Here is a 25,859-nt window from a genome sequence, read left to right on the forward strand (position 1 = left end):
GTCGGCGTGCGCTGCGGCCGGCATGCCGTGATCTCCGGCGAAGCGCTCCAGCGGCAGGAATTCACCAATGGTAAGCATCATCCCTTTCTCTGTTGCCCAGCGCCGGCCCGATACTGGCAATGGGGTGCAACATCCCGACTCCTCGCCGGTGGGTGAGGCGGTCCAGCAGCCTGGCGACACGTGGCAGGCTGTTGCGGAGCGCTACGAGCAGCGCATGGCGCAGCGGCAGGCCTTCGACACCGAGATCGTCGCGCGCAGGCTGAACGACGAGTTGGCAAAGGCCGAGACCGACGCGGTGGCCAACACGCCGGCCGACGGCGCCGGGCTGCACGACACCATGTACGGTCAGGTCGACCCGCGCACCGGCCGCGTGTTGCAGCCTGGCCAGTTCGACACGCTGTTCGACACCTTCCTGAAACAGGCGCCGGCCGAGCTGCGCCCCGGTCTTGCCAGGCGCAAGGAAGCGCTGCGCGCGGCAGGCTCCGAGCGCATGGCGCTGCAGCAGTATCTGCGCCGCAAACAATATGAGCAGGACCAGTTGTCGGAGGTTCAGGCCGAAGGGCTGAGCGCCATCGCCAAGAGCGACCCCAACGACACTGCCGCATTCGATGCCACCCGCCAGACCGGCCTCGATCTGCTGGCCAAGATGGACCTCGATCCGCAGATCAGGCTGCAAGCCGAAGCCGCCTGGCGTGCCAGCACTGCAAAGACGCGGATGGAAGCGCTGATCGCGCAGGACCCGCGTCGTGCGGCCGAGATGCTGAGCGCCGGACCGGTGGCCAGCGACGGCATGGGTGAGACGGTGCGCTCGCAGCTCGCCGCCGGCGCGAAGGATAAGCCGGAGGCGAAAGGCCAAAAAACGCCGGATCCAATGGAGGCGCAGGCGTCCGGGGAGATCACTTCGCCGGATAGCGAAAAAGCAATTCCACTCGATGCCATCACCTACCTGAAGCCCAGCGATATCGCGGCGCTGAAGGACCAGGCCAACAACGCTACCGCAGCCCAACTAATCGGTGCGCGTGCGAGGGTCTTGCTTGCTGAGCAGAACGCGCCGGCTGTCATCGCCTCTACGGGCAAATATCCCGAGGAGGAGCCGACAGCCCAGGATTTCGTCAATATCTATGGTGCCGACGGCGCGAAGCATTTCGATCAGTTCAGGATAACGGCCGGCGTCGCCAAGTCGTTCTTCGACATGTATCCGGCATCGAACCAGGCGATACATGCCGAGCTCCGGGATTTCGAACCTGGACCCAACGGCTCGCCGGAAGAGCGTGAACGGTATGAAGTAAGGGCCGGCGCTGCCCAGTTGGTCATGGGCGCCCGCGACGCCGATCCAGTCGCTTACGTCAGCCAACTGTTTCCCGGCAAGGCTCCGGACTGGAGCAAGGTCTCAACGCCTCAGGATTTCCAGGCCGCCATCACCTGGGCCAGGGCTGCCCAACAGCAGATGGGTTTCAGCAAGGTTTTGGCCGTCCCGCAGGCGCTCTCGGGCAGCCTTGGCGCAAGATACGTCGATGAGCGCGTGCCGCTGCAGCAGCGCATCATCGAACTGAGTGACATCCTAAAGGCAGTGCGCGACCCGGAGGCGCGCTTCGCCTTGGCCGGACAGGTTTTCCAGTTCGCCTTGGTTCAACTGCGCCAAAACACGGCAAACAACCCGAAGATCACGCCGGCGGAGCTTGAAGCCCAGGGAAAAGCTCTCCAGGCCGAATTGATCGAGATGGCTCAGCATCCCGCCCGGGTGCGGTTCGATGCCGGCTCATGGTGGCAAAAGCCATTAGCCGCTTTGAACGACGACGTCAGGCTCATTGCCAACGGCGCAACATTCGATCAGGCCGACAAGTTCGCCGCCGGGATGAACTGGCTTTTCTCCGACAAGAGTTACAACGAGTTGCTCGCAGCCGAGCAAGCCGAAAGCGAGGACGCGGAGGATCGTGCCGGGTCGGCTGCCACAGCCGCGAAGTTACTCGGCGCCTTCGTCACCGGTCATGGCCTTCAGAGTGCGGGCGTTACTTTCACGGGAAAGCTCGGAGCGGAGGGTCTGAAGGGCCTGCCGGGTCTCTTCGCACGAAGCGCTGGAATGGCTGCCGACGGCGCGGTGTTCGGCGGCGTCGATGCTGCGCTTAATGGCCGGGACATTGTTCGCGAGATGGGCGCCGGCGCGCTTTTCGGTGCAGGCGGCAATGCTCTTGCGGAGGGGCTCGGCGCGATTGGCCGGAAGGTAACGGCGACAATTGCTGAGGGATCTCATCCCGCTAGTTCAAGCGCGTCTGAGGGTTCGCTCACATCCGAGGCTTCCAGAGCGACGAGCGAAAGCGCCCGCGATTCGACGAGGCAAATTACGGAATCGACAGGCGATACTCCCGCCGTTGATGGTCTGGCCGCTGAGAATATTGAGACGGGTGCCTTTAGCTGGATTCATCGGGGACGTTACAAGACCAATAAAGCTCTGCGGAAGGAATGGGAACAGATGCACGGTCAGTCTTGGCCTAAGGACCCAGCCACGGGCAGGAACATGGATGTTTCCCATGAAATTCCACTGGCTGACGGTGGACCAGATCACGTATTAAACATTCGACCTCGTACCAGGCTCGAACATATAAAACGGCATCAAGATGCGGGAGATTTCGTGCGCTGGGGTAAACTAAGATGGCAAGGGAGCTAGCCATGGAACACAATGCCAAACCAGACTTAAGCAGCGTCACGCGTCTGCCTCCGGCCAACATTAGCACGGGAGAAGATGACCTTGATTCTGCCCGGATCGAGGCACGGCAGTATCTCGAATTCTACAACTGGGTGTCGGCTATCAAAGGCGAGTATCTCGGATACGGCGCCGAAGGAATAATCTACATCTTCCTCTTCGAGATAGAGCCCGGACGACCGGACGTGAGTCAATGGATATGGGTGATCGTCGGTGACGTGCCGCCAGCATATATTGCTGCTGACGACGCGAGGACCCCCTTCGAGGCCGTTGATGGTTATATCGGTGCCCTTGAGGAGTGGGTCGAGGCGGCGCGTCAGGGGAAGTCGGTGGCGAAGTTGATCCCAGTCAACGTTGACGCCAATCCCGCCAATGCTGAAATTCTGGCTAGTCGTCTCAAATTCCTCGACGAGAAGATCCTGCCAGAGCTTAAAAGGTAATTCGGAGATCGCGGCAAACTGGAACTGCGGTGAAGACGTCGAACTAAACAAGTAGAGGCGGGAGTACCGTTGGCAAGGCTGCGTCGAAAAATTACCGCAAAACATTTCTGGATGCGAACCTGAAACTGGAAGGTGACGTTTTCTTCCATCACGCTACAGACCGGCAGATTTTGAACGGATATGCTGATCTTGTTACCGAAGGTGAGATGCACTCACTTCAGAACCTCCGAGGGATTCCTAAAGGATTGGATAATCTTTTGCACAAGACTGTTTTCCGATACGAATGGAATTAATTTTATCTGTCCAATCCTCCAATAGGTGAGTGATGCAATATTTTAGAATACGGCCGAACGTGGCTGGCGGGCTTGGCGAAAACACTGTTCTCGACTCGAGCGTCCATCCGCCGATCGTCACCAAGCTTCACTACGAGGTGGATGGCTGGTTTGGTGACGTAATCGTTACGACGTTTCCTTGTTTCCTCGTCACCGAAGAAACCCAGCGCGCGCTGCGGAAGATGGACTTCTCAGGTGCGACATTCGCCGACGTCGAAGTGACAACCTCCGAAGAGTTTCACGAGGGTCAACCTGGGCAGGAAGTTCCGCCGTTTGTCTGGCTGAAAGTGGATGGGAAGGCCGGGCGCGACGACTTCGGGATCGCAGTACCCTATCGGCTGGTCATTTCGGAACGCATTCTTGACCTGCTTGAAACGTTGGACATTCCGTTTGCGATAGTCGAGCCTTACGACGGCGAATAACAACTGAATTGGGCCTTTCGAATGATCCAATGGCTATGACAAGACGCCTATGACCAGGCAATAGCCATGTCTGTCGCCGCGCAGGAACACTTGGGGTACTGAGACCCCCAGTCCGTGCCGCTGTCCAAGGGCTTGTCGGCCGGTCCGTGGATATGCATGAAATCAATCCAGTGAAGTTTGGCGGCAGTCCGATCGAATCCTCCAACAAAGTCGTTCTGCCTCGCGATGTTCATCAGCAGCAGGTTACGCCCTGGCGGAACCAGTTGCTGAAGACCTGGGAGAATAGCAGTGGGATATAGTTTAACTGAGGGACAGCTCGACGCTCCGGCTGAAGCCGCAGTTGTCGATGACCTGTCCGCAAACTTGGGAGTGACGCTGCCCAAGGATTACACCAACTTCCTTAGGGAGCATAATGGAGGTGAAGGCTTCATCGGCGACAGCTATATAATTCTTTTCAAAGCCGAAGAGTTGGTAGACTTCAATCGAGAATATGAGGTTGAAAAATATGCGCCAGGCATCATCTTGTTCGCATCGAACGGAGGAGGTGAAGCCTATGGCTTCGACACCGACGATGTGGAAATGCCAATCGTGCGCATCCCGTTTATATTTATGGAACGGCAATCCGCAGAGCCGATAGCGCGAGACCTCGCCGATCTATTTGCTCGGCTGGAGGACTGGAAATGAGCGACCAAGATACAAATTCGCGCTCCAAGGGCATGGAACTGTTCGAGCTCACACCGATTGCGGTTGGCGGCGATCCAGTCAGTATGGAGAACAAGACCTGGCTGACCAGACAAGAGCATTTTGAAGCTGTGCGCTACTGGAATCGAACTATCGAAATTCAGCGTAAGGCGGCACTGGAAAAGGCGGGACGAAACGGGGAATAGGGTGCAAGGAGCACTGCAATGGTTGCGCCTCAGCCGGAGAGGGCATTGGTGCCAGCGGAGGCAGCCAAAGCGGGCCTGACCTCGGGCGGGCAGGATCTCTATACGCGCAGCAGGCCGCGGGACAGTTATAATTTGCCCCACGATAGCGCGGAACTGCTCCGAGGGTAAGGGGTCGTGTCAGTATTCTGAAACCTGGCGCTGCCCCTCATCCCCCTGCCGGGACCTTCTCCCCGTCTAATGACGGGGAGAAGGGGCTAACGATTAATAATCGCCGTTGTAATAACGGTCGTCGCAGGGCGCGGTGTAGATGCGGCCGTAGCGGTCCTGGTAGCGGCAGAGCTGTTCGCCACGGCGCTGCGGCGTGGTGGCCGAGCCGACGACCGCGCCCAAAAGGGCGCCGCTGGCCGCGCCGATGACGGTGCTCTTGGTGTTGCCGCCGATGGCCTGGCCGACGAGAGCGCCGCCGGCGCCGCCGATCAGTGCGCCGGTTCCGGCTCGCTGCTGCCCCTCGGTCTGCGCGCACCCTGCCAGCGCGGCAGTCACCAGCACGGCGGCAATGGCTTTGTATATGGTCATTTGCGGTACTCCTTTGAAGTCAATGAACTAATACACTGGCTGATTTTGCCAAGTGCGGTCGCATTGCGGCGGAACGGCGGCGTCCGGCCTCACGAAATGAGACATGGTTTCTCGTGCGTTGATGGGGTGTCGCGCCGAAAGACGCCTTCGAACAAGGCGATAGAGCTGCTTGCTGTCAAAATGATTCAGCCTTGATGGCTCAACAACCAGCCGCCGGCGACGGCCGGCTGAGCCGATAACACCCAAATTCCCCCCAAGAATGGAGAAATGCCATGACCCGAGGTCTTCCCCGGATGCTGTCGCGCGCCGCCGCCCGCGAGGCGGGCCTTGCCCCGCCCAAGGCCGGGCTTTCCGCCAGGACGAGCGGGCAGGGCGGCGCCTTCCGCACAGTGTTTTCGTTCAATGCCATGCAGGTTCCGGTTGCCGATGCGCAGGCCTATGCCAGCCAGAAGATTTTCGACTTCCTCGACGGCAAGGTGCGCATCAAGGGCGGCACCGCCAGATTGCAGTTCGCGGTGCTGACCACGCGTGCCTCGACCATCAACGACAATGCGGCACTGACCTGGTCGCTCGGTTCGGCGGCGGCGTCGAGCGCGACGCTCGCCCTCCACCATGGTCAATGTGCTGGCGGCCACCGGCCGCACGCTGGACGGCGCCGGTGCTGCATTGTCCAGCGCCTCGACCGCAGATGTCGCCGCGGCGGCGACGCTCGACGGCACGACGACGCCGGTGGACCTCTATCTCAACCTCGCCTTCGCCACCGGCACCGATATCGACGCCGACGGCACGATTGCCGTGACGGGCACGATCACGCTGCTGTGGGAGAACTGGGGGGATAATGTCTAGGCGCTAATCTCCCCCCTCGAGGGGGAGATGTCGCCGAAGGCGACAGAGGGGGGCGGTTCGACCGGGCGCAACCCTCCTCCGGCGACAGATGAGGCCGGCGCTCCACGCGCTGGTACCCCCTCTGGCCTGCCGGCCATCTCCCCCTCAAGGGGGAGATACCAAGCCTCGCCGCCGGCTCCCAGCATCGGCCTTTAGAACCTCAACACAAAGGAAACATCTCATGACAGATCTGGCAGACACCGGGTCCGTGGCGACGCATTTGCCGCCTGCGGGCAACCCAGTACGGCCACCGGCCAACGGGGACAATGGGTCCGCCCCGCCGGCCGGCCAAAGTTGGTTTGACGGTCTTTCCGAAGGCAACCGCAAGCTCGCTGAAGCCAAGGGCTGGACCAAGCCGGAAAACCTCGATCGGGTTTTCACATCCTATGCCGAGCTGGAGCGGCAGCAGGGCGAGAGCCTGCGCGTTCCCGCTGCGGACGCATCTCGGGAAGACTGGGACAGATTCCATGCCCGGCTGCCCGAGGCGATGCGTCCGCTGACATCGCCCGACAAGGTCGAGTACAGGCGCCCGGAAGGGTTGCCCGAGAACTTTGCCTATTCGGACGAACTCGCCAATGCGTCCAAGGCCTGGGCGGTCGAAGCCGGCGCCACGCCGAAGGTGGCGCAGGCCTATCACGACCGTTTCGTCGGCTACATGGCCGAGCAGGCCGCACGCCAGGAGATCGCGCTTGCCCGCTCGGTCGAGGCCACTCACGACGATCTCGTGAGGGACTGGGGACCGACCGACAGCGATGGCTTTCGCCAGAAGCTCGAAGTCGCCAACCGGGCGATGAAGAAGCTCGGCCTGGTCGATGCCTACAAGGCGAAGGGCATCCTTCTGCCTGACGGGGCCTTGACCGATCCGCAGATCGCCAAGGCGTTCCACGCCATCGGCGAGGCGATGTTCCGGGAAGACACGATCGACGCCGACAGTGTGCCAAGGGGGCAGAATCCCTTCAAGCGCAACGCCGCCGGCGAACGCAACATTTCGGCGATTTCAGCCCTCGTCAAAAGCGACCCCGCCCGCGCCCGGCGGCTGGCACGCGAGGCCGGTGAGAACCCGGACCTGTGGATGCCGAATAATCCTCTCTGACTCCAACAGTTCGCCGCCAATCAACCCTGAAGGAAAGACAAAATGGCAGACGCCTATACCCGTATCGCGGACGCGATCGTTCCGTCCGTTTATGCACAGTACTCGTTCGAGGAACATGTCCAGTCGCTCGAGATTTACCAGGCCGGAATCCTGTTTTCCGACCCGTCCATCGCCTCGAAACTCTCGATGGGCGGCCGCTCCGTCGACATGCCCGGCTGGAAGGATCTCGGCAACGACCCTTCCGAACCGGTCAATGACGACCCGGCAGACTCCATTGAAATGAAGAAGATCGGCTCGCGCCGCGAGGTCGCCGCCCGCAATGTCCGCGCCCAGGCGTGGGGCGTTCCGGACCTGACCTCGATCCTGGCCGGCGACGATCCGCAGAAGCTGATTGTGCGCCGCCAGACCGAATATTGGCAGCGCGCCAACAAGCTGACCCTGCTCGGCATCCTGAAAGGCATCGTCGCGGACAACATCGCCAACGATGGCGGCGATCTGGTGCGCACCACCGGCGCCTCCATCGTCGACACCGACATCATCGAGGCCGCTTATCTGATGGGCGACCGCGCCGACAAGTTCAAGACGATCTGGATGCACTCCAAGCAGATGAAGGCGCTGAAGCTCGCCGACCTCATCGATTACGTGCCGTCGTCGGAGCAGGGCGGGCCGCTGATCCCCTATTATATGGGGCTCAGGGCTGTCGTCGACGACGACATCCCGGTGGCCGCGGGCGTCTATATCGCCTTCATGTTCAAGGACAAGGCGATCCTGTGGAACGAGCTGCCGGTCAACACCGAAGGCGGCCCGCTGGAGTTCGACCGCAAGCCACGCCAGGGCCATGGCGGCGGCGTCACCGAAATGGTCGGCCGCCGGCACTTCGTACCGCATGTGCCGGGCACCCGCTTCCTCGACGCCTCCTCGGCCGGTGAATTCGCCACCGATGCGGAACTGGCGCTGGCGGCGAACTGGGACCGCACGGCCTCCAGCGTCAAGAACATGACGTTCATCGCGCTGAAGACGACCGAGGCCTGAGCGGGCGAAAGCGAGGGGGAACTGTCGGCGTTCCGCCCTGCGCATGAGGCAGTTGCAATGCCTTTCAAAAAAAAGGCGGACCCGAGGGACAAGTGGGTCCGCCTGTGTTTACCGACCGGCGTCGGGGTTAGGACTGATGCCGGCAAACAGGCCGAAAGCAATATCAGCAGGCGTTCGCTGGGCTTTCGGTAAGTGCGAGTGTGGACATGTTTGGCTCTCCATTCAATTAGCTCGATGGAGCTAGGCCCCGCCGATGTGGCGAATCCCAAACGCACGCCCTGGGCTGCGCCGGCGTGAAACGAAGTTTGGAGCTTGCCACATTATTCCTGTTGCACGTTGATCAATTGCCGGCACCGGCCAGTTACAAAGAACGGCGATGCTGCCTTGTCTCGGCAGGGGTTAACCATGAATTTGACGTACAAGACCGTTCAGGCAAGGCTTCGAAAGGCGGGCATTTCCATACGCAAGAAGGGGGAAATCCACCGCATAAACTTCCTCAACGGTGCGGAACATACCGCCTATTACACGACAAGCCTGCAGGAGGCGCTGGACAAGGGTTTGGCGATGGCCAAACGTGCCGAAGGGCCGCAATCAAGCCCCCCTGCCAAATCCAGGGAAAAGCGGCGGAACTCGACGGGCGCACGCACCGACTGACACCGCTGGGTTCCAGGCACCAGCTGTCGCGGCGTCGCGTGGCGATGTGATGAAACTGCAATAAATCAGAGCGTTATCGTCTTCCCTTCTCGAATGGATAGCAGCGCGCCACCACCCGTTTCCCGGTCGTGGCCGGCACCGTAACAGGTCGCGCACGTGATGTGCGAACCTTTCGCCAAACATAAATCACCAGACTTCCAGCCGCTTCGAAGCGGCTTTTTGCCGTGGAGGCACCATGCCCTGCTTTGCCCGATCAACCGCGCCGACGGAGGCCTGACGCCATGGCCATTATCCCGCTCGACATCGCCAACATGGCGCTCGCCGTCCTCGACGAGGCGCCGATCGACAGCCTCGACCAGGATGTCAAACCAGCGCGGCTGCTCAATCTGCATTTCGACCTGACGCGCGAAGCGGAACTGACCAAGCACGCCTGGGTGTTTGCCATCCTGTCGGCGTCCGTCGCCGGCGCCGACACCGGCGGCGGTGCGGGTACCCTGAACTTTGCCTATGAACTGCCCGTGGACTGCCTGCGGCCTTTGCCTTTGACACACAATGGCGAGCCGGACGGCGTGCCGATCTCCTGGCGGCAGGAGGCCGGGCTGATCTACTGCGACCAGCCCGGCCCACGCCTTATCCGCTACGTCGCCAACCTCACCGATCCCAACGACTGGGACGCGCTGTTCAGCGAGGTGCTGGTCGCGGCACTCGCCATCAAGATCGCGCATCCGCTGACCCACAAGTCCGGCATGATCGATATCGCCCGCTCAGCCTATGACCGGGCGCTGGACGCCGCCTTCACGGCAAACGCCATCCAGCGCGGCGGCCGGTTCTACACCGCCTCATGGTCGCAGCAGCGTGGCGACTTTCGTTTTTGATTGCGCATGTCTTTGACCCGAAACCACTGCGCACGGGGAGACATGCTTTGAGGGACTTTCGCTGATGACGACGCTCTATCCGGTCCAGGATGTCTTCACCCGCGGCGAGATCTCGCCGCGCCTGCACGCGCGCGCCTCGCTCGATCTTTATCGGGCGGCGCTCGCCAAATGCGAGAACTTCGTCACGCTGCCGCATGGCGGCATCAGGAAACGCGGCGGCACGGTCTTCGTCGGCGAAGTCAAGAACGCGGCGAAGACAACACGCGGCATCCCGTTCATCTTCTCGTCCGAGCAGGCCTATTGCCTGGAGTTCGGCGACCAGTACATCCGCGTCTATGCCTATGGCGCCCGCGTTGGCACGGTGGAGGTGGCATCACCCTATCTGGAGGCGGACCTGTTCGACCTCGCCTATGTGCAGTCGGCCGACCAAATGTGGATCACCCACAGGAACTACCCGCCGAAGGTGCTGACGCGTAGCGCGCATACGACATGGACGCTGAACGACTATCCCTTTGAGGACGGCCCCTATGATGACATCAACGATACCTCGACGACACTAACGCCAGCCGACTACGGTTCACTGACACCGGACATGGCTGGGCTGACCTCGCCATCCGGCACTGTTACATCGACCGGCGGGTCGTCCAGCGCATGGCAGGCTTTTGACAAGAATAGCGGCACTGACGTTTTCTTCGACAACATCACGGCTGGTTTTATCGGATATCAACTGCCCGGCGGCGCCCAGGCCATCGTGGATCGCTATACCGTCACCACGACCGACGGAACGCGCGTAGACCGCCAGCCGGTCGCATGGAAGATTGAAGGCTCGAACGATGGCTCGACATGGACGACCATCGACAGCCGTCAGGGGGAGAGCGGTTGGACCGGTGGCGAAGCGCGGTTCTATGATTTCTTCAACAAGACGCCCTACGAATACCATCGCTTTCGCTGGCTTAGCGTCAACGGAAATACTTCGTCCCAATTCGCCGAAGTGACGATGAACAAGGCGGCGGCCAGTCAGGCGCCGTTCAATCTCACGGCTTCTTCGATCGTCGGCATCAACGACGATACCGGCTTCCAAACCAGCGATGTCGGCCGGGCGGTGCGCCTTCTCGGTTCGGACGGACGTTGGCGCTGGGCAAAGATCATCTCCCGTGTCAGCCCAACGGTCGTGACAATCCAGCTCTATGGTTTTGCTCTGCCCGATCTGAGCCCGATCACGCGCTGGCGGCTCGGCACTTTCGTGCCCGGCAAGTATGTCGAGACGGGCTCGCTCTACGAGGAACGGCTGGCCTTCAGCCGCAAATTCTCGGTCTATGCCTCGGCGACCGGCGACTTCGACAATTTTGCGCTGGGCGAGAAGGACGACGATGCGCTGGAGTTCGTCCAGGCCGGCGGCGGCCAGGCCAACGACATCGTCTGGATCGCCGATTCCGACGGCGCGCTTTTGATCGGCACCTCGGGCGGCATCAGGGCGCTGTCCGGTTCGGGCATCGACGAGGCGCTGACGCCGTCCTCGTTCAAGAACCGGCGCTCGCGCACCTTCGGCTGCGCCCGCATCCGCCCGGTCGATGCCGGGCAATCGTTCCTCTATGTCACACGCTCGCGCCGCTCGATCGCCGAACTGACGCAGACCTCGGCCGGCAAGTTCTCGTCCGACGACATCGGCCAGATTTCGGAGCACATCCCCAAGCAGGGCGTGGTCGAACTGGCCTTCCAGACCGATCCCGATCCGGTGTTGTGGTTTCCGCTCGAGAACGGTGAACTCGGCGGCTACACGCATCAGCCAAGCCAGGAGGTGCGCGGCATGCACCGGCATCGCCTCGGCGGCGGCTTCGCGGGCTCGGCCCCTGCTGACACAAATTGGGCGATCGTCGAAAGCGTCGTGGTGACGCCCGGCCGCAACGGTGTCGACGACATCTGGCTGTTCGTCAAACGCAGCATCGCGGGCGTGACGAAACGCACCATCGAGATCATGACGCCGCCCTTCGAATATGGCGGGCTCGACGACGCCTTTCAGGTCGATTGCGGGCTCTCCTATTCGGGCGCCGCCGTCAACGTCGTCTCCGGGCTCGATCATCTCGACGGCGAGAGCGTCGACGTGCTGGCCGGCGGCAAGGTGTACAAGGGTCTTGTCGTGACCTCCGGCCAGGTGACGTTGCCCGGCGGCGCCACCGCCGCCAGATGGCAGGTCGGACTTGCCTATCAGGCGCAAGCCGACACGCTGGAGCTCGATGTCGGCGGCCGCGACGGGTCCATCATCGGCCGCCGCAAGAAGGTCGCCAAGGTGATGATGTCGTTGCTGGAAACCGACACCACCGGGCTCGAAGTGCAGTCGCTTGTGCGTGGCCGCTGGGAGAAGGTGCGCATGCCCAGCATCGTCGCACCCGATGGCAAGGCCGATCTCTTCACCGGCAATGTCGAGGTGCCGATCGACGATAGCTGGGAAGGGCAGGGCAGGGTGCGCATTCGCCACATCAATCCGACGCCCTGCACGATCCGCGCGTTCACGCCGGTGTTCGATGCCGAGCCTTAGGGCGAGGCGTCGCTAATCTCCCCCCTCGAGGGGGAGATGTCGCCGAAGGCGACAGAGGGGGTCGGCACGTCCTGACGCGGCCCCTTATCGCGGACAGAGGATGCCGGCGCTTTACGCGAGACGACCCCCTCTGGCCTGCCGGCCATCTCCCCCTCGAGGGGGGAGATTAGCTCTTCACCCCACCAAGGAAACCTCCCCGTGACCCACACCCATGCCGAAGACCTCGGCAGGGCGCGGACGGCTGCCGATTTCGCCGCTGTCATCGCCTTGCTCGACACCGACCTCATCAACGCCATTGCCCGCAGGCAGGAACTGCAACAGGCCGAGGACCGCGCGATCTTCGGAGACGGCGATCTGGCGGCCGTGCGGGCCATGCACGATGATTGCAACGAAACGATCGCGCTCATCGAAAAGACCATCGCGGGCGCCGACAAGCGCCGCGCCGCCGCTGCCGAGCGCGAAGCCCGCGCCAGCGTTGCGGCACTTGGCGAGGAGATCACGACCAAGGCCGCTGCGCTCGGCGAGCGTTGGAAGAATGTCCACCGGCTGATCGAGCAACTGCGCCAGGAACTGTTCGAGGCGGATGCGCTCAATCGCGCCGTCACCACCGCCAATGGCCTGTTCGACGCCGCCGGCGTTGCCGACCTGAAGGTCAACCTGACCGCCACCCGCCGCGCCGCCATGGGCGGCGGGCGGGCTGCCGCACCCGCTCGCCTCAGCCGCCCAGCGATCCAGGCCGACAGGCTTTTGCTCTCCTTCCTCAGCCCCGGCGGCGCGCTCGACCCGCGCCCGGCGCTCGGCGCGCCGGTCGAGGGCGTCAAGAGCAAATTCATTCCCGCCGGCGAGCGAGGCTGACCATGTGCACACTTGCCCTTCTCGGCACTGCTCTTTCGGTCGGCGGCGCGCTGGTTGAGGGCCAGCAGTCGAAGCAAATGGCCGACTATCAGGCCAAGGCCTATGAGCAGCAGGCGCAGGCCGACAGGCAAAGTGCCGCCTTCGAGCAGAGCCAGGAGCGCCACAAGCAAGATCTTCTGCAGGCGCAGGCGCGCGCCCAGGCCGGCGCCTCGGGTGTCGGCATTGCCGGCTCGCCGACCGAGGTGTTGGCGGCCAATGCCAGGCAGGGCCAGCTCGACCTCAAGGCGATCCAGTACGGCTCGCAACTTCGCCAGAACAGCCTCAGCACGCAAGCCGCGAACTCGCGCTTTTCCGGTAGGCAAAAGGTAACCGCCTCGATCTTCAACGCAGGCAATGCCCTGGTTGGCGGCTTCTCCAAAATCTACGACCCGACGAAGGCGACGGACCCAAGCGCAACAGCCAGTGCGGTGCCGAGCCGGGCCGTGATTTTCGGCAGCTCGGCCATCAGAGCTTCTTGGGCAGGAAACACCTAAATGGCGACTATCCCTCTCCAGCTTGCGCAGCGCCGGCTCGATGGCGGCGCCGTGGTGCAATACCCAGCCGGCTCTCCGGTGGGTGAAGCCATGCAGAACTTTGGCGACGAGCTTTCCGCCGTCGCCGAGCGCTACAAGCAGCGGAAGGAACAGCAGGAGGCGTTCGACGCCGAGATCGTCCGACGGCGCTTGAAAGGACAGATCGCGCAAGCCGAAGACGAGGCGGTGCAGAATGCGCCGGCCGACGGCAGCGGCTTGCACGACGCCATGTATGGCCAGGTCGATCCGCGCACGGGCCGGGTGATTAAATCAGGCCTGTTCGATGAGCTCTTCGACAGCACTCTGCCGAAAGTCCCCGAGAGCCAGCGCGCCAATTTCACCCGGCAGAAGGAAGTCCTGCGTGCGGCCGGCTCGGAGCGCATGGCCGCCAGGCAGCAGGCGCGCCGCGACGAGTATGAGCAGGCCGAATGGACCAAGGTCGATAACTTCTACACTGGCTCCATCGCGAAAAGCGACCCGAACGATACCAAGACCTTCGAAGCGATCCGGCAAAACGGCTTCGACTTCATCGGCAAGATCAGCAACCCGCTTGCCCGGCAAGCGGCCGAGATGGCCTGGCGCAGCAACACGGCCAAGGCGCTTGTCCAGGCAATGATTGCCCAGGACCCGAAGCGCGCCGCCGAGATGCTGGGCGCGGCGCCGGTCGCAGCCGACGGCATGGGCGAAACCGTTCGCGCAGCAATGGACACCGCTTTGCCGGCGAAGGAAACCGGGGCGGTCACGAAAGGCGATCGCGTCGGCAAGCTCACGCCGGATGAAATGGTGGCGCAGGCGTTCCGGGATGACATTGCACCCGAAGACCGGCCAGCGTTGGCTCAGCAGGCTCGAGCCGCCGACGCGACACGGCAAGTCGAAACACGCACTAGCATTGGCCTGGCCGAGCAGAATGCGCCGGCCGCCATCAGGGATACTGGAATCTATTCCGGCCCGATCCCAACGCCGGAACAGTTCGCCGCTCTCTATGGCGCCACCGAAGGTGCGAGGCGTTTCGAGGGGTTCAACAGGACCATCGACGTTAGTCGTCAATTCCACGGCATGCGCGACCTGTCGAACAACGCCGTGCGAGCCATGGTCAAGGACGCCGACCCCACGGCAGACAGTTCAACGTCCGAAGAGGACAAGGCGCGGCACGACGCCGTCGCCACCGCGGCGGACCTGACGTTCAAGGCCAGGCAGACCGATCCGGGCGGCTATGTCCGCAAAGCATTCGCGAACCTGGATGCCGCCTGGAACAATCTGTCGAAACCGGAAGACTATCAGGTGGCAATCATCGGCTCTATCGCCGCCCAGCAGCAGTTGGGCTTCGAGACCATCCAGCCGCTGCCGAACTCCGTTGCAGAACACGTTGTCGGGAAACTCAAAGACAAGACCCAGCCGCAGCAAGACCAGGACGCTGAGCTACGCAATGTGTTGGCGGCGCTTCCCACTAGAGCCGCACGCGAAGCGGTACTCGGCCACCTGCTTCAGACCAGCGCGTCCCAGATGGACAACAGCATCGCGAACAGGTCGCTCCGGGCAGCGGTAGCCGACCCGATGATGCTGCTCGATTTAGCCAACACTGTCGAGCGAGGACGATCGGGAGCAAACGCGGAACTCACCAACTACATCCCGACGAATCAAGAGTGGCTCGGGAGGTTGATAGCCGGCGACAGTGAGCGGGGGAGCCTGTGGCGTCTTCTCGCGCAAAAGCTCGTGGGCTCCGACGGGCTCGGCGAAGACAGCGTCTCGGTGGCTGACTTCACACCGTTGGGGACGTCGTTTGCACTGGAAAAGGCTGGAAACGCAGCGCTGGAAGGCAATTACGGCGAAGCACTGCTCAATGTCGCAGGGGCAATTCCTAGCGGCAAGTTGGCGGCCATGCCCCTGCAACGCGCCGCCGGGAAGATTGCCAAGCCCTGGGTAGAGAAACTCTCAATATTTTCGAGGCGGCCGGCTGAGTTTGTCGAAGGTGGCGAGGCGCTTATTCGCGGAGTCGACGCCGAAACCTTTCGGTTCCAACAAGACTTAGCCCGGTCGGTCTCGCCACGAGCTCCTCGCCAGAGGACGCGGGCCGGTGAAATATCCGATAGTGCCTTTGATACCGCGCTACTAGGTGCGATGCTTGCCAGGGATTCATCCACCATTAAACATGCTGGAGCGAAGGTTGGATGGGCGAAATCAAAGGACTATCGAAAAACCTTCTTCGACACGCACTCTAGCCTCAACAAAAGCGACTATGTGGTGCATCATGCCGTTGAGCAATGGGTGTTTGACAGGTACCCCGGGCTTTTTAAAGAGGAAGAGCTGCATTCAATCGAGAATCTTCGTGGAATCCGAAAAGAGTTTGATATAAATCTGCATCAGAAGGTCGGAACGAATGGGACAGTTTTTACAAGGGACACCCTCATGCTACCCGTCAGCAAGTCCTTGACTATGTTGCCGAAATTGACAAGAAGTACGGACATTTGTTCGATCCTCCAATAGGTGAATGATGAGATACTATGACATTCTACCCGATGTGGCAGGTGGATTGGCCCGCGGCACTGTCATGGATACCAGCGTCCACCCTCCTATCGTAAGCAAGCTTGTTTACCAGATGGAGGGATGGATCGGTGACGTTCTTATCACAAGCTTTCCATGTTTCCTTGTAACGGAGGAAGCCGCGCACGCATTGTCAAAAATCGGCTTCACCGGAGCGACATTTGCCCCTGTGGAAGTCACAACGTCCGAAGATTTTCGCGAACAGCAGCCCGACGTAGAGCTTCCATCTTTCGTGTGGCTGAAGGTGAACGGGAAGGCGGGTCACGATGACTTCGGCATCGCCAAGAACCTGAACCTCGTCCTATCGGAGCGCGTCTTCGATGTGTTTGATGAGCGAGGTCTTCCGTCCGCTACCATCAAACCGTTCGACGTTCGGCAAGAGCAGCGTTGAACTTTGCGAGAGCCCATTCCAGTAGAGCCGTTGCGTACGCAGCCCTATTCAATATTTCCCATGAAATAGCCATCGACCGCATCGAGCCGCAGCCGCATGAGCTGACCATTTGATGGCAGGTGGTTCGCGGCCTGGAAAATCCTGGCGTTGCGAAGGTGCAGAAACTTCGGTGGCGGGCGCCCGGGCTCCGGCTCCTCACCGGCCCTGGGATACATGTCGGCGAAGTCCATCATGGCGCGGCCCAGAACGTCCTGCAGGTCGGCAGGGTCGCTGGAGCCTTGTATAGAGGCACTGCGCATCTGCCGGCTCAGCTCCTCAAAATACTTCCTGCCGCTGATCATGGTGCCGGTGATGACCGTGCCGCGTATGAACAGCGTCATGCCGAGTTCAAGATTGCCCTCGGCAAACTTCACCAATGCATTGAGATAGGCATCACGAGGCTGCTGCCCGGTCTGGTCCTGCTGCGCGTCCTTCACGCTGTGTCTCATTTCTCCCCCTCGGAGATCAGCATCGAACCATGGCGCAAGACATGTGGGTCTGGCGCGACCGATTGGCAAAGTCTGGAAAATCACTCGCCCAATACGACCCCGGACGCAACGATCTGAGCGGTCAGCCTGGTGAGTTTTTCGCGCTTCACCAGCGTCGGCTTCTTATAGATGCGCTTCATTGCAGGGCTCCGCAGGGGTTCCACCAACACACCGAACGCGCTCGCCGCGGTTGTGTTCCCTTCGCCCGCAATTATGCAGCATTTGCCCAAAGCAAAAAAGGCCCGACCCGGCGCCCACCGGGACGGGCAGGTTCTGGAGTAGCTGGAGTGAGCCAGCATGGGTCAACGAGTGACGACGAGGTTGGTTGCTTCGAAAGAGGCGCGGCCGAAATCCTGAATACGCACAACTATGAGACATCCGATGGGTCCGTGGCCGGCAGCTTCGCAGCTATTGCCGGCGATAGAAACGAGGGAAGGGATAGCGGCAGCTTACGTTCCGTAGCTGGCGTTGCCGCTGGCAGCCAGTCAAGGCTACGCGGCCGACATTCCAAGGCATTGACTGGAAGCGTTGCCGCTTCGCGGTGCTTGCCGTCCATCGAAAGCAAACAAGGTGGCGGCTAGCGCTGGAGGCGCGGATTGCGTAGCTTGACGTGGAACTTGGCGCGGCCGGTCCGAAGTTCGCCCGCCGCGCTGCTTCAAAGCGATGCGAATCCGCCATACATTGGCCAATCCGGGCCTTCACATGAAGGCCGGACCTTTCAGATGAAGGATTGACGGTATCTTGTTGCACACAGACTCTTTTCCGACCATGGCCAGGATCATTTTCCTGGTCGCGTTGGCCTTTGTCCTCCTGCTCGCCCTTTCACCAGTGCGGTTCTTGCAGGAGTTCGGCATGGCGTTCACATTCGATCACGACAAGCTCAACCACGCCACCGCCTTTGCCGTGCTGACGGCTCTCGGAAGCCTCGGCTGGCCGGAGCATAAGGCAAGGCTGATTGTCCTTCTCGTCCTTACCGGCGCCGCGATCGAACTTGTTCAGGGCATGCAACTGATAGGGCGCGATATGAGTGTATTTGACTGGGTTGCCGATTGTGCCGGGATTGCATGTGGGCTGACAGCCGCAAATTGGACAAAAAGGCTCGCTGGCGGATTGCGGTAGGTCGCAGCGGTCAAGGTTTGGCGTTGCGCGGCCAGCGTGCCTGCGCAATATGATCGGCGTCGGCGAAACCGTCCATCCAGAAGATAATTGCATCGACTTACATCGCAGAACCGTGTCCGGATGCGTCAAGCCGATGCCGAATGCGACATCTGCGCGCTTTCGCCTGCCTCGATCGGTCGATGGTAGCCGACAACGCCGCATGTCCGCTTTGAAGTAGAACCACATTCTTCCAGCCTCGCTCGCGCGAGGCTTTTTTATGGAGCAAGCCCTCATGGCCCGACCCGCAACTGCCGCCGTTCGACTTCTGACCGGCGAACGCGAACCCGTGCGTCTGGCGACCACTGCCGACATCATTCTCAATGGCCTGCAGACCATCGATGGCGTGCCGGCCGAAATCGGCGACCGGGTGCTGGTCAAGGACCAGGACGACCCGACGCAAAACGGCATCTATACGGCAAGCGAGGGCGAATGGTTCCGCGCCGCCGACGCCCGCACCGCCCGCACGCTGCAGAAGGGAACGACGGTTCACGTCCAGGTCGGGTCGGCAAATGCCGACCGGGTGTTTGAATTCACTGTCAATGAGCCGGTTGTGGGCACCGACGCCATCGCCGTTACAGCATTCTTGCCGCCCGACATCTTGCACGTGGTCGATGAGGTGGAAGCGCTGCGCGATGAAACGCAGGTGCTGAAGGATGCCGTCGAGGCCAGCGCCGGCCAGGCAGCGGCCAGCGCGTCCGCCTCTGCCGCCAATGCCGGACAAACCGCCGCTGACGTCATCACCACGGCGGCCAATCTGGCCAGCGCCCAGGCGGCGCGGGACGCATCCTTACACGGCAAGGGCATCTTTCCGACGGTTGCGACCGCGATCGGTCTTGGGGTGGTCGGCAGCGGCGCGATAACGGCGGGCGCCAGTGGCACCAACGGCACATTCGACCTGGCGTTTGCCGGCGGCACCGGTTCGGGCGCCGCCGGCCGCTTCGTGGTGGCGGGCGGCGCGCTAACCCAGATCCTGATCACCGCACCCGGTTCCTACACGGTAGCGCCGAGCTTCAGCTTCGCGGCGTCGGCGGGTTTGACCGGCGCAAGCGCGGCCGTGGTCTTGGGCCGGAATGTCGATGTCGGCGAGTACTTCTGGACTGAGGTGTCAGCCGGCGTGCTTGGGCTGCACAATGTGACGGTGGGACCGGCGGCGGTTGATACGGGGATTAGGGCGGCGACGGCGGCCCTCATAGCCCTGATCGACTCGCGGACGGTTGGCCCGACGCCCCTGACCGGTGCCGGCGGCGTTGCGAGCGGGAACGTATATTACTGGCCGGGCTCGCTGGCCGCAGTAGATGAGTACGTGTCAGCGTTGCCGGTGGCGATGTCTGCTCTTGGCACGCTGCGCGTCGTGGTTTCGAAGGTGGAGGGCGACGGCTCTCTCTCTGATGCCGGTGTTCCGACACAGCTGGTTAGTGCGCCCGCTGGCGTGTCCACCATTTCAGGGCTGGACATCTACAAGCCAGCAGGATGCGTGGTCGGTGTTCAGCCGGCGGCGGGCGGCTCACTTTATTTTACTACGGGCACGATCCCCAATGGCGAAGCCCGCTGGCACACTTCGACTATCCCTACCAGCCATACGGCGAAGACCATCACTACGAACAATGGCGTCCAATGGCAGGCTGTTCTCGTAGGTGAGATCACGGCCAAGGCACGCCGGGCCGATGGCTCTGTGGCTGCTATTGTCGAGACGGTAGGTTCCGCCGTTGATATTGGATGGCCGTCCCTGGTCAACACAGGGACCGACACCCCTGCAAACTACAGCGTGATTCTACAGACCCCTGCCTTGGCAGACGGCTACATCACCGAGGTCGGGGTTGGTGCTGCCGCTAGTGGCGCGGCCAACATCCATGTTGTGGAGATCGCAGCAGGACCGACAGTCAACGTGATCAGCACAACGGCCATCGTGCTGTCCAATGGTGTGGCCTCCATTCCTGTCGCGATTGCACTTGGAGCCGGTCAGTATCCCGCTATCAGCGGTGGCGGCTATAAGTATCAGGCGAACAGCAACCCGCTCGGTATCCGCGCCTGGGTGAGATCGGGCGCCCTGTCGAACGGCGCTGCCGTCATTGATCAGGCGTCCCACCGTTTCGAGGTGTCATTCACGATCAAGACGGGGCTGGTCGCAGACGTAGCGGTGGCGAAGGGTGGTGGTGCGCAGAACACCGGCATGAACCTGCTGGCGGGTGCTGATCCGAATGGCATCGTTGACGCGACCGCAATTTTTGCCGCAGCCGCTGCTGCGCATCCGCAGCCATACGTGCCGCCCGGTACGTTCGCGCTGACTGCCATCCCGGCAACCGGAAACGGCTTATGGGGACCGGGCAAGCCTGTCGTCAATGGTGAGCGGTTCTTCATCCCGCCGCGCCCGCAACTCACCAACCTATACGATGGTCTGCGCTCAGCCTTGGCCGAGTTCATCACCGAGAACGACGTGTTGGTTCTGGTCGGAGATAGTATTTCGCACTTTGGCTCGACCGGTTTGACTTCCGGAAGTCAGCACTGGTTCAACATGCTCATCCGGTTCGCCAATCTAAACATAGCAGCCGACGAACCGATCATGACCGCGCTACGGCCGTCTTCCGCCTATGTTCCGAGCTTCTATGGGCTGACGACTACGGGGACTGTATCGACCGGCTCGACCGGACCCCTTGGGGAAAGCCTGATCCTGGCTTCCGGTGCGGCGATGTCGTTTACCGGGGCCTATGAACAGGTGGACGTGTTCTATGAGCAGGCAGCCAGTGCTGGCAGCCTGTCCTTTCAGTACAATGGTGGGGCGGCGTTCAAAACGGTAAACGCGGCGGGTGCGTCTACCCATGACGTCTATAGTGGTCCGACTGCGACTGGGCAGGCCGCGAGCGGCACCTATACAATCACCGCAGCCGGCAGCCCTGTGGAGATCACCGGACTAGTCAGGCTTGGTCCCAAGGCGGCTGGCTCGCGCCCGAGATTGCTCACCATGCGAGCGGCGCACGGCAGCTACCAGTTCCAGTCGTTCAATGCCGCGAGGCGCGCTTCGATCATCAAGCAGGCTTCTGCCTTCGGCGGTAAGCCTGTCCCGATTTTCGCACTGGGGATTAACGACCAGTTCGGACTGGCCCCAACCACCATCGTCGCCAATGCCACGGCCGCAATCAACGACTTCGTTGCGGCTGGGGCACCCGCCATGTTCGCCGTTCCGATCTGGCGGATCACATCTTCGTGGGATGGGTCTTACTCGAATGGGCGCACCTTCGACCCCGCGGCCGGTGCGCTAAGGAAACTGTACAGGCAAAACAACATCAAAATGTTCGGCTCCGACAAGCTCGACTGGACTAATTTGGGGCTGTTGCAAGATGGCCTTCACCTTAGCGTCAATGGCAACGACACCATGGCGCAAATCGGCATAGAAACGCTGGATTAAGGAGACAGGAATGCCGCGCGCAATCTCATACAAAGGCGAGATCATCACCGAGCTTTCGGATGGCGAGGATTGGGTAGTGGTCGGCGACAAGATCATTATTGCCAAGTCAATCGACCCGGCGCTCAGCCAAGAAATCACGGTGCCAGAGGGCGATATTGAAGGTCTCGTTGAGGTCTGGCGGGGCGGCGCCTAGTCCGCACTGGACGCGGTTCGCTCGCTATGGCACGGTTCCCAAAGAGGAGTCCAACACAATGTCCAATGCCGGTAGTATCATCGATATTTATGACGACTATTACACAGACGGCAAGGTCGCTACGAAACGCGAGATCGCCTCAAAACAGTCGGTCGGTCACATCGATGCGATCATCGATGGCGAGAGGTTCGAAAAGGTCCTCGACATAGGTGCTGGCGAGGGTGCCGTGTTGGACAAGCTGAACAAGAAGGGTCTCGGAAAACCCTTGGAGCGGTCGAGATTTCGACCAGTGGGATTGAAGCGATCAAGGCAAGAAAGATCGCCAACCTGGACAGCCTCGACATCTTCGACGGCTACCACATCCCGCACCCCGACAAATCCTTCGATCTCGGGCTTGCCATTCATGTGGTCGAACATGTCGAGCATGAGCGGATGTTCTTGATGGAGGCGGCCAGGGTCTGCAAAAAGTTGTATATCGAGGTGCCTCTGGAGCATACGAGAAATCTCAGCAAGGCGATCCGCATGTCCGGTCCCTACGGGCACATCAACTTCTACACGCCGCTGACTTTTGACAATTTGCTGAAGACGTCCGGACTGAAGGTCGAAAGGCTAATGACGTTCGCACACGATCTCGCCTACGAACAGCATCTGGCGGGTAAGTCCAAAGGCTGGGTGAAATACAAGCTGCGCACTGAGTTTCTGAGGTTCGCACCGAAGACAGCGGTGCGGAACATGACCTACATGGCCGGCGCTCTATGCGGTACTAAGTAGCCTGCTGGCGCGCCGAGTGATCGGCGATCACTCTCGCCGGATTGCCCGCAACTATGGTGAACGGTTCTACATCCTTTGTCACGACAGACCCGGCGCCGACCACTGCACCCTTACCGATCGTGACCCCTTTGAGGATGATGACGCCGAGACCTATAAAAGCATGATCCTCAATGAAGACCGGTGCGATGCCGATGCCGGTCCAATCTTTTTTGCCTTGGTTCCAGTTCGCAACATCGTTGGCTCGCTGCTTCCAATCCAGCGGATGGGAGTTGTGATCAACGATCGTCGTGCCCCACGAGATCATCACGTCATTTCCGATGGCTATGTGACTAGCGGCGACCAAATGGCTTTTGCCAATGTAGGTGCGGTCGCCGATCGTGATCTGTGCCTCAGCCCGGTCATATGAAAAATAACAACTTAGATTGGAGTTCTCGCCGATCCTGTGACGGCCATTGCGGGCGGTGCGGATGCTCCGGACGCTCATCTTGGTACCAGTGCCAGCTTTAATGCCAGCGATACGCTGCAGAAATGACGGCACGAACGGCATCGGTCAACCTTGTTCAAATGGCGCTAGGGGCGGCCGTTCTTCGACAACGTCTGACTGCAGACGAACATGAAATGCCACCAATTGGTGGCCGCAGATTTCTTCGTATGCTTTCGGAGCTTTACCTGGTTGTCGGTGTCGATGACCACAAAAGTGGTCATACGCTCTATCACTGGGCTGAATATCGGAAGCATGCTAGCGCTATCGGTAAGTCTGCCATCACTAAGTCCCTCGCTTTTGCCCGCCATCACTTGCGGCAAGCGGCTGCACTTTGCAAGTGCGATGGTGAGGGATGTTCACGTGATTGGCTCGGATAGGAGCAATTACAGAGAGCTCGTGCAGGTGGTATCTCACCTGCGCGTCCGAGGGACACGCTCTGAGCGCAGGCGCCACAGCCTAGCGATGGCTGTCCTGCGGCTTGTTGTGAGTGCCCTGCTGGCTGTTCGACCACCAGACGAAATACAGCGAGCCCATTTTCATGACCGGCACGCGGCGGTCGCGCTCGCGACCGCGTAACTCGCGGTAGGTCTTCATCTTCAGCGTGCCACCCGGCAATTTGATACGCACTGCCATCGGTTCAACTCCCGTTGTGCAACGCAGCGATGATGTGCAATTGCAGCAATTAGAGACCTTCCGTCGCGGAAGAGTCAACATCTGGTCATCGACTATTTCTGGACGATCCATGATACAGACGTCGGATAACGGTTTTATGATCAGGGCCGCAGCACATTGCCCTGCCGGGATCGTCCGACGCGCGTCAGCCCGGCCGTTGGTCCTTCGAAGGACGCTGGCGGTTCGACCACCAGATAAAATATAGAGAGCCCAGCTTCAGGACCGGCACGCGACGTTCGCGTTCGCGATCCCGCAACTCCCGATACACCTTCATCTTCAAGGTGCCGCCCGGCAACTTGATCCGTACCGCCATCGGCCCAAATCCCATTGTGCAATGCAGCAACAAAGGGCTTCCGCCACGGAAGAGTCAACCGCTGGGTGTTGACTATTTCTGGGACTGTTTCCGAAACACGTGCCGGCGCGTGCGAAGGACGCGCGGTGCCGCAGATCGAGGCATCGCCGTTCTGTCCTTGTCCGCTCGGGATTCTTCAAGACCGGCGCAGGATCATTGTTTTGGCGGGCGTTTCGATGGGCCATCCGACATGCTGCTCGGCCACCAGATGATGAAGTGATCTCCGATCTGCCAGACCGGAACTTCGCGTTTCTGCTCACGGCGACGCAGTTCGTCCTTTTTCTTGATCTTCAGAGTTCCCCCCGGGAGCCTGATCCTTATCGTCACGTGCCCTCCCGCACCTTGTGTCCCACAAGGTACGAACGGTTCACCGGAGCAGTTTCATCCCGGCTAAGCGATTTCGATCGACGCGAGGGCACGGATGGAGCGGTTCTCAAACAGCCAGCACCGTCATTTGAAGAAATCCGCCATGCCCTGGATGGCCAGGAACGCATAGAGGATCGGCCCGGCGACCAGCCCGCAATAGAGGCAGAGGATCGCCGCCAGCACCAAAAGCAGCGGCTTGTCGCGGCCGAGCGCGGCTAGTTCGGCTTTCATCGTCCAGCGCGCCGCGGCCGTTGCCGTTTCTTCGTCTTCCGACATGTGCAGATCCGCCTGTCCTCCCCTTTGGGCTCATTTCACACGATCGCTTGCAAACATCAACTGCCCGTGGCCCGGGCGGAAAGGAACTGCCATGGACACAGCCTTCAAGGGCGCTGCGAAGCGTCTGGACGACCTCGATCTGCCCCGGCTTGGCGCCCTGATCGGTGTCGGCGAGGACGAGATCCACGCCTTTCTCGATGTCGAGACCAGCGGTCACGGCTTCGATGCGCAGGGCCGGCCGATCATCCTGTTCGAGCCGCATGTCTTTTTCCGCAATCTGTCGGGGGCGGCGCGGGCGCAAGCCGTCGCGGCCAGCCTTGCCTATCCGAAGTGGGGCGAAAAACCCTATCCGAAGGACAGCTATCCCAGGCTGAAGGCGGCTATCGCGATCGACGAGACGGCGGCGCTGAAATCGGCGTCCTGGGGCCTCGGCCAGGTTCTCGGCGAAAATTTCGAGGCGGCCGGCTTCCGCACCGTGCAGGCCATGGTCGAGGCGATGATGGAGGACGAGGAGCACCAGCTCGCCGCGGCGGTCAACTTCATTGCCAAGAATCGGCTCGGCGACAAACTGCGCAATCACGACTGGGCCGGCTTCGCCAAGGGCTACAACGGTGCGTCCTACAGGAAGAACGCCTACGACACCCGCCTTGCCGACGCCTATCGCAAATGGTCGCGCATCAAGGATACGCCGTGGCCGCCGGCGGCCGCTTCCGTGGTTCCCCGGCCAGCACCTGTCCCGACCCCGCAATCGTCAAGGCCCGCCGCGCCGCCCGTAGCGGCTCCTGTGCCCACGCCGGTGGCAAAGCAAGGCTCCTGGACCGCGCTCCTCAACCTCATTCTCAAACTGTTCGGAAGGAAATGAACC

28 protein-coding genes are annotated in these 25,859 nt (G+C 61.1%); 20 read left to right on the plus strand and 8 right to left on the minus strand.

Annotation, left to right across the window (positions count from 1 at the left end):
• Positions 1-67 precede the first annotated feature (67 nt).
• The 5 genes from OHD62_RS23700 to OHD62_RS23720 all read left to right on the plus strand — a co-directional run bounded on the left by OHD62_RS23700 (position 68) and on the right by OHD62_RS23720 (position 4,782).
• Positions 68-2,665 (plus strand): HNH endonuclease signature motif containing protein, encoded by a 2,598-nt coding sequence (locus OHD62_RS23700; RefSeq protein WP_263787703.1) that lies wholly within the window; start codon positions 68-70, stop codon positions 2,663-2,665.
• Between the two features lie 2 nt (positions 2,666-2,667).
• Positions 2,668-3,141 carry a hypothetical protein gene (locus OHD62_RS23705; RefSeq protein WP_263787704.1) on the plus strand — a complete coding sequence of 158 codons (474 nt, stop codon included), beginning with the start codon at positions 2,668-2,670 and terminating at the stop codon, positions 3,139-3,141.
• A gap of 352 nt (positions 3,142-3,493) precedes the next feature.
• On the plus strand, positions 3,494-3,895 hold the full coding sequence (locus tag OHD62_RS23710) for a hypothetical protein (RefSeq protein ID WP_263787706.1): 402 nt from the start codon (positions 3,494-3,496) through the stop codon (positions 3,893-3,895).
• Positions 3,896-4,183: 288 nt separating this feature from the next.
• Positions 4,184-4,579 (plus strand): SMI1/KNR4 family protein, encoded by a 396-nt coding sequence (locus OHD62_RS23715; RefSeq protein ID WP_263787708.1) that lies wholly within the window; start codon positions 4,184-4,186, stop codon positions 4,577-4,579.
• Complete coding sequence (locus OHD62_RS23720) at positions 4,576-4,782, plus strand: hypothetical protein (RefSeq protein WP_263787710.1); 207 nt, start codon at positions 4,576-4,578, stop codon at positions 4,780-4,782. The genes OHD62_RS23715 and OHD62_RS23720 overlap by 4 nt, the downstream gene beginning before the upstream one ends.
• 261 nt (positions 4,783-5,043) lie before the next feature.
• Here the strand turns inward: OHD62_RS23720 and OHD62_RS23725 are convergent, their stop codons facing one another.
• Positions 5,044-5,358 (minus strand): YMGG-like glycine zipper-containing protein, encoded by a 315-nt coding sequence (locus tag OHD62_RS23725; protein WP_263787711.1) that lies wholly within the window; start codon positions 5,356-5,358, stop codon positions 5,044-5,046.
• A 185-nt stretch (positions 5,359-5,543) separates the two neighbouring features.
• Positions 5,544-5,972, minus strand: coding sequence for a hypothetical protein (locus OHD62_RS23730; RefSeq protein ID WP_263787713.1), 429 nt, complete (start codon positions 5,970-5,972; stop codon positions 5,544-5,546).
• On the opposite strand from OHD62_RS23730, the gene OHD62_RS23735 reads away from it, so the two are divergent.
• From OHD62_RS23735 to OHD62_RS23780, 10 genes are all read left to right on the plus strand, one after another.
• Entirely contained in the window at positions 5,971-6,204 is a 234-nt protein-coding gene (locus OHD62_RS23735) for a hypothetical protein (RefSeq protein ID WP_263787714.1), read from the plus strand. The two genes, OHD62_RS23730 and OHD62_RS23735, sit on opposite strands and share 2 nt — an antisense overlap.
• Before the next feature lie 220 nt (positions 6,205-6,424).
• Positions 6,425-7,336, plus strand: a complete 912-nt coding sequence (locus OHD62_RS23740) for a hypothetical protein (RefSeq protein WP_263787716.1) — start codon at positions 6,425-6,427, stop codon at positions 7,334-7,336.
• A gap of 42 nt (positions 7,337-7,378) precedes the next feature.
• Positions 7,379-8,368 (plus strand): Coat protein, encoded by a 990-nt coding sequence (locus tag OHD62_RS23745; protein ID WP_263787718.1) that lies wholly within the window; start codon positions 7,379-7,381, stop codon positions 8,366-8,368.
• A gap of 405 nt (positions 8,369-8,773) precedes the next feature.
• Positions 8,774-9,022: a hypothetical protein gene (locus OHD62_RS23750; protein ID WP_263787721.1), complete on the plus strand. Its 249-nt coding sequence runs from the start codon at positions 8,774-8,776 to the stop codon at positions 9,020-9,022.
• 281 nt (positions 9,023-9,303) lie between these two features.
• A complete protein-coding gene (locus OHD62_RS23755; RefSeq protein WP_263787722.1) occupies positions 9,304-9,897 on the plus strand; it encodes a hypothetical protein in 594 nt (197 codons plus the stop codon).
• A 64-nt stretch (positions 9,898-9,961) separates the two neighbouring features.
• Positions 9,962-12,433, plus strand: a complete 2,472-nt coding sequence (locus tag OHD62_RS23760; RefSeq protein WP_263787724.1) for a hypothetical protein — start codon at positions 9,962-9,964, stop codon at positions 12,431-12,433.
• Positions 12,434-12,631: 198 nt separating this feature from the next.
• Positions 12,632-13,288, plus strand: coding sequence for a hypothetical protein (locus OHD62_RS23765; RefSeq protein WP_263787726.1), 657 nt, complete (start codon positions 12,632-12,634; stop codon positions 13,286-13,288).
• Positions 13,289-13,290: 2 nt separating this feature from the next.
• Positions 13,291-13,821 carry a hypothetical protein gene (locus OHD62_RS23770; RefSeq protein WP_263787727.1) on the plus strand — a complete coding sequence of 177 codons (531 nt, stop codon included), beginning with the start codon at positions 13,291-13,293 and terminating at the stop codon, positions 13,819-13,821.
• Complete coding sequence (locus tag OHD62_RS23775) at positions 13,822-16,344, plus strand: hypothetical protein (protein WP_263787729.1); 2,523 nt, start codon at positions 13,822-13,824, stop codon at positions 16,342-16,344. It abuts the gene before it with no gap.
• 7 nt (positions 16,345-16,351) lie between these two features.
• The gene (locus OHD62_RS23780) at positions 16,352-16,792 is read left to right on the plus strand and encodes a hypothetical protein (protein WP_263787731.1); all 441 of its coding nucleotides are present in this window, start codon (positions 16,352-16,354) and stop codon (positions 16,790-16,792) included.
• A gap of 44 nt (positions 16,793-16,836) precedes the next feature.
• Here the strand turns inward: OHD62_RS23780 and OHD62_RS23785 are convergent, their stop codons facing one another.
• Together OHD62_RS23785 and OHD62_RS23790 are read right to left on the minus strand one after the other, a co-directional pair.
• Entirely contained in the window at positions 16,837-17,268 is a 432-nt protein-coding gene (locus OHD62_RS23785) for a hypothetical protein (RefSeq protein ID WP_263787733.1), read from the minus strand.
• Between the two features lie 92 nt (positions 17,269-17,360).
• Positions 17,361-17,459 (minus strand): putative RiPP precursor, encoded by a 99-nt coding sequence (locus tag OHD62_RS23790; protein ID WP_263787735.1) that lies wholly within the window; start codon positions 17,457-17,459, stop codon positions 17,361-17,363.
• A gap of 712 nt (positions 17,460-18,171) precedes the next feature.
• Between OHD62_RS23790 and OHD62_RS23795 the strand changes: the two genes are divergently transcribed.
• The 4 genes from OHD62_RS23795 (at position 18,172) to OHD62_RS23815 (ending at position 22,844) form a co-directional block, all read left to right on the plus strand.
• A complete protein-coding gene (locus OHD62_RS23795) occupies positions 18,172-18,438 on the plus strand; it encodes a hypothetical protein (RefSeq protein WP_263787737.1) in 267 nt (88 codons plus the stop codon).
• A 271-nt stretch (positions 18,439-18,709) separates the two neighbouring features.
• Positions 18,710-21,880 carry a hypothetical protein gene (locus OHD62_RS23800; RefSeq protein WP_263787739.1) on the plus strand — a complete coding sequence of 1,057 codons (3,171 nt, stop codon included), beginning with the start codon at positions 18,710-18,712 and terminating at the stop codon, positions 21,878-21,880.
• Positions 21,881-21,890: 10 nt separating this feature from the next.
• Complete coding sequence (locus OHD62_RS23805; RefSeq protein ID WP_263787741.1) at positions 21,891-22,073, plus strand: hypothetical protein; 183 nt, start codon at positions 21,891-21,893, stop codon at positions 22,071-22,073.
• A gap of 303 nt (positions 22,074-22,376) precedes the next feature.
• A complete protein-coding gene (locus OHD62_RS23815) occupies positions 22,377-22,844 on the plus strand; it encodes a methyltransferase domain-containing protein (protein ID WP_412177422.1) in 468 nt (155 codons plus the stop codon).
• On the opposite strand, the gene OHD62_RS23820 is transcribed toward OHD62_RS23815, so the two are convergent.
• The 4 genes from OHD62_RS23820 to OHD62_RS23835 form a co-directional block, all read right to left on the minus strand.
• Positions 22,837-23,391 (minus strand): acyltransferase, encoded by a 555-nt coding sequence (locus OHD62_RS23820; RefSeq protein ID WP_263787746.1) that lies wholly within the window; start codon positions 23,389-23,391, stop codon positions 22,837-22,839. The genes OHD62_RS23815 and OHD62_RS23820 overlap by 8 nt on opposite strands.
• Before the next feature lie 393 nt (positions 23,392-23,784).
• Entirely contained in the window at positions 23,785-23,961 is a 177-nt protein-coding gene (locus OHD62_RS23825; RefSeq protein ID WP_263787748.1) for a hypothetical protein, read from the minus strand.
• A 184-nt stretch (positions 23,962-24,145) separates the two neighbouring features.
• Positions 24,146-24,313, minus strand: a complete 168-nt coding sequence (locus OHD62_RS23830) for a hypothetical protein (RefSeq protein ID WP_263787750.1) — start codon at positions 24,311-24,313, stop codon at positions 24,146-24,148.
• A gap of 489 nt (positions 24,314-24,802) precedes the next feature.
• Positions 24,803-24,994: a hypothetical protein gene (locus OHD62_RS23835; RefSeq protein WP_263787751.1), complete on the minus strand. Its 192-nt coding sequence runs from the start codon at positions 24,992-24,994 to the stop codon at positions 24,803-24,805.
• Between the two features lie 91 nt (positions 24,995-25,085).
• Between OHD62_RS23835 and OHD62_RS23840 the strand changes: the two genes are divergently transcribed.
• Positions 25,086-25,856, plus strand: coding sequence for an N-acetylmuramidase family protein (locus OHD62_RS23840; protein WP_263787752.1), 771 nt, complete (start codon positions 25,086-25,088; stop codon positions 25,854-25,856).
• Positions 25,857-25,859 lie beyond the last annotated feature (3 nt).

The organism is Mesorhizobium sp. YC-39 (assembly GCF_025753795.1).
Taxonomy (GTDB): domain Bacteria; phylum Pseudomonadota; class Alphaproteobacteria; order Rhizobiales; family Rhizobiaceae; genus Mesorhizobium.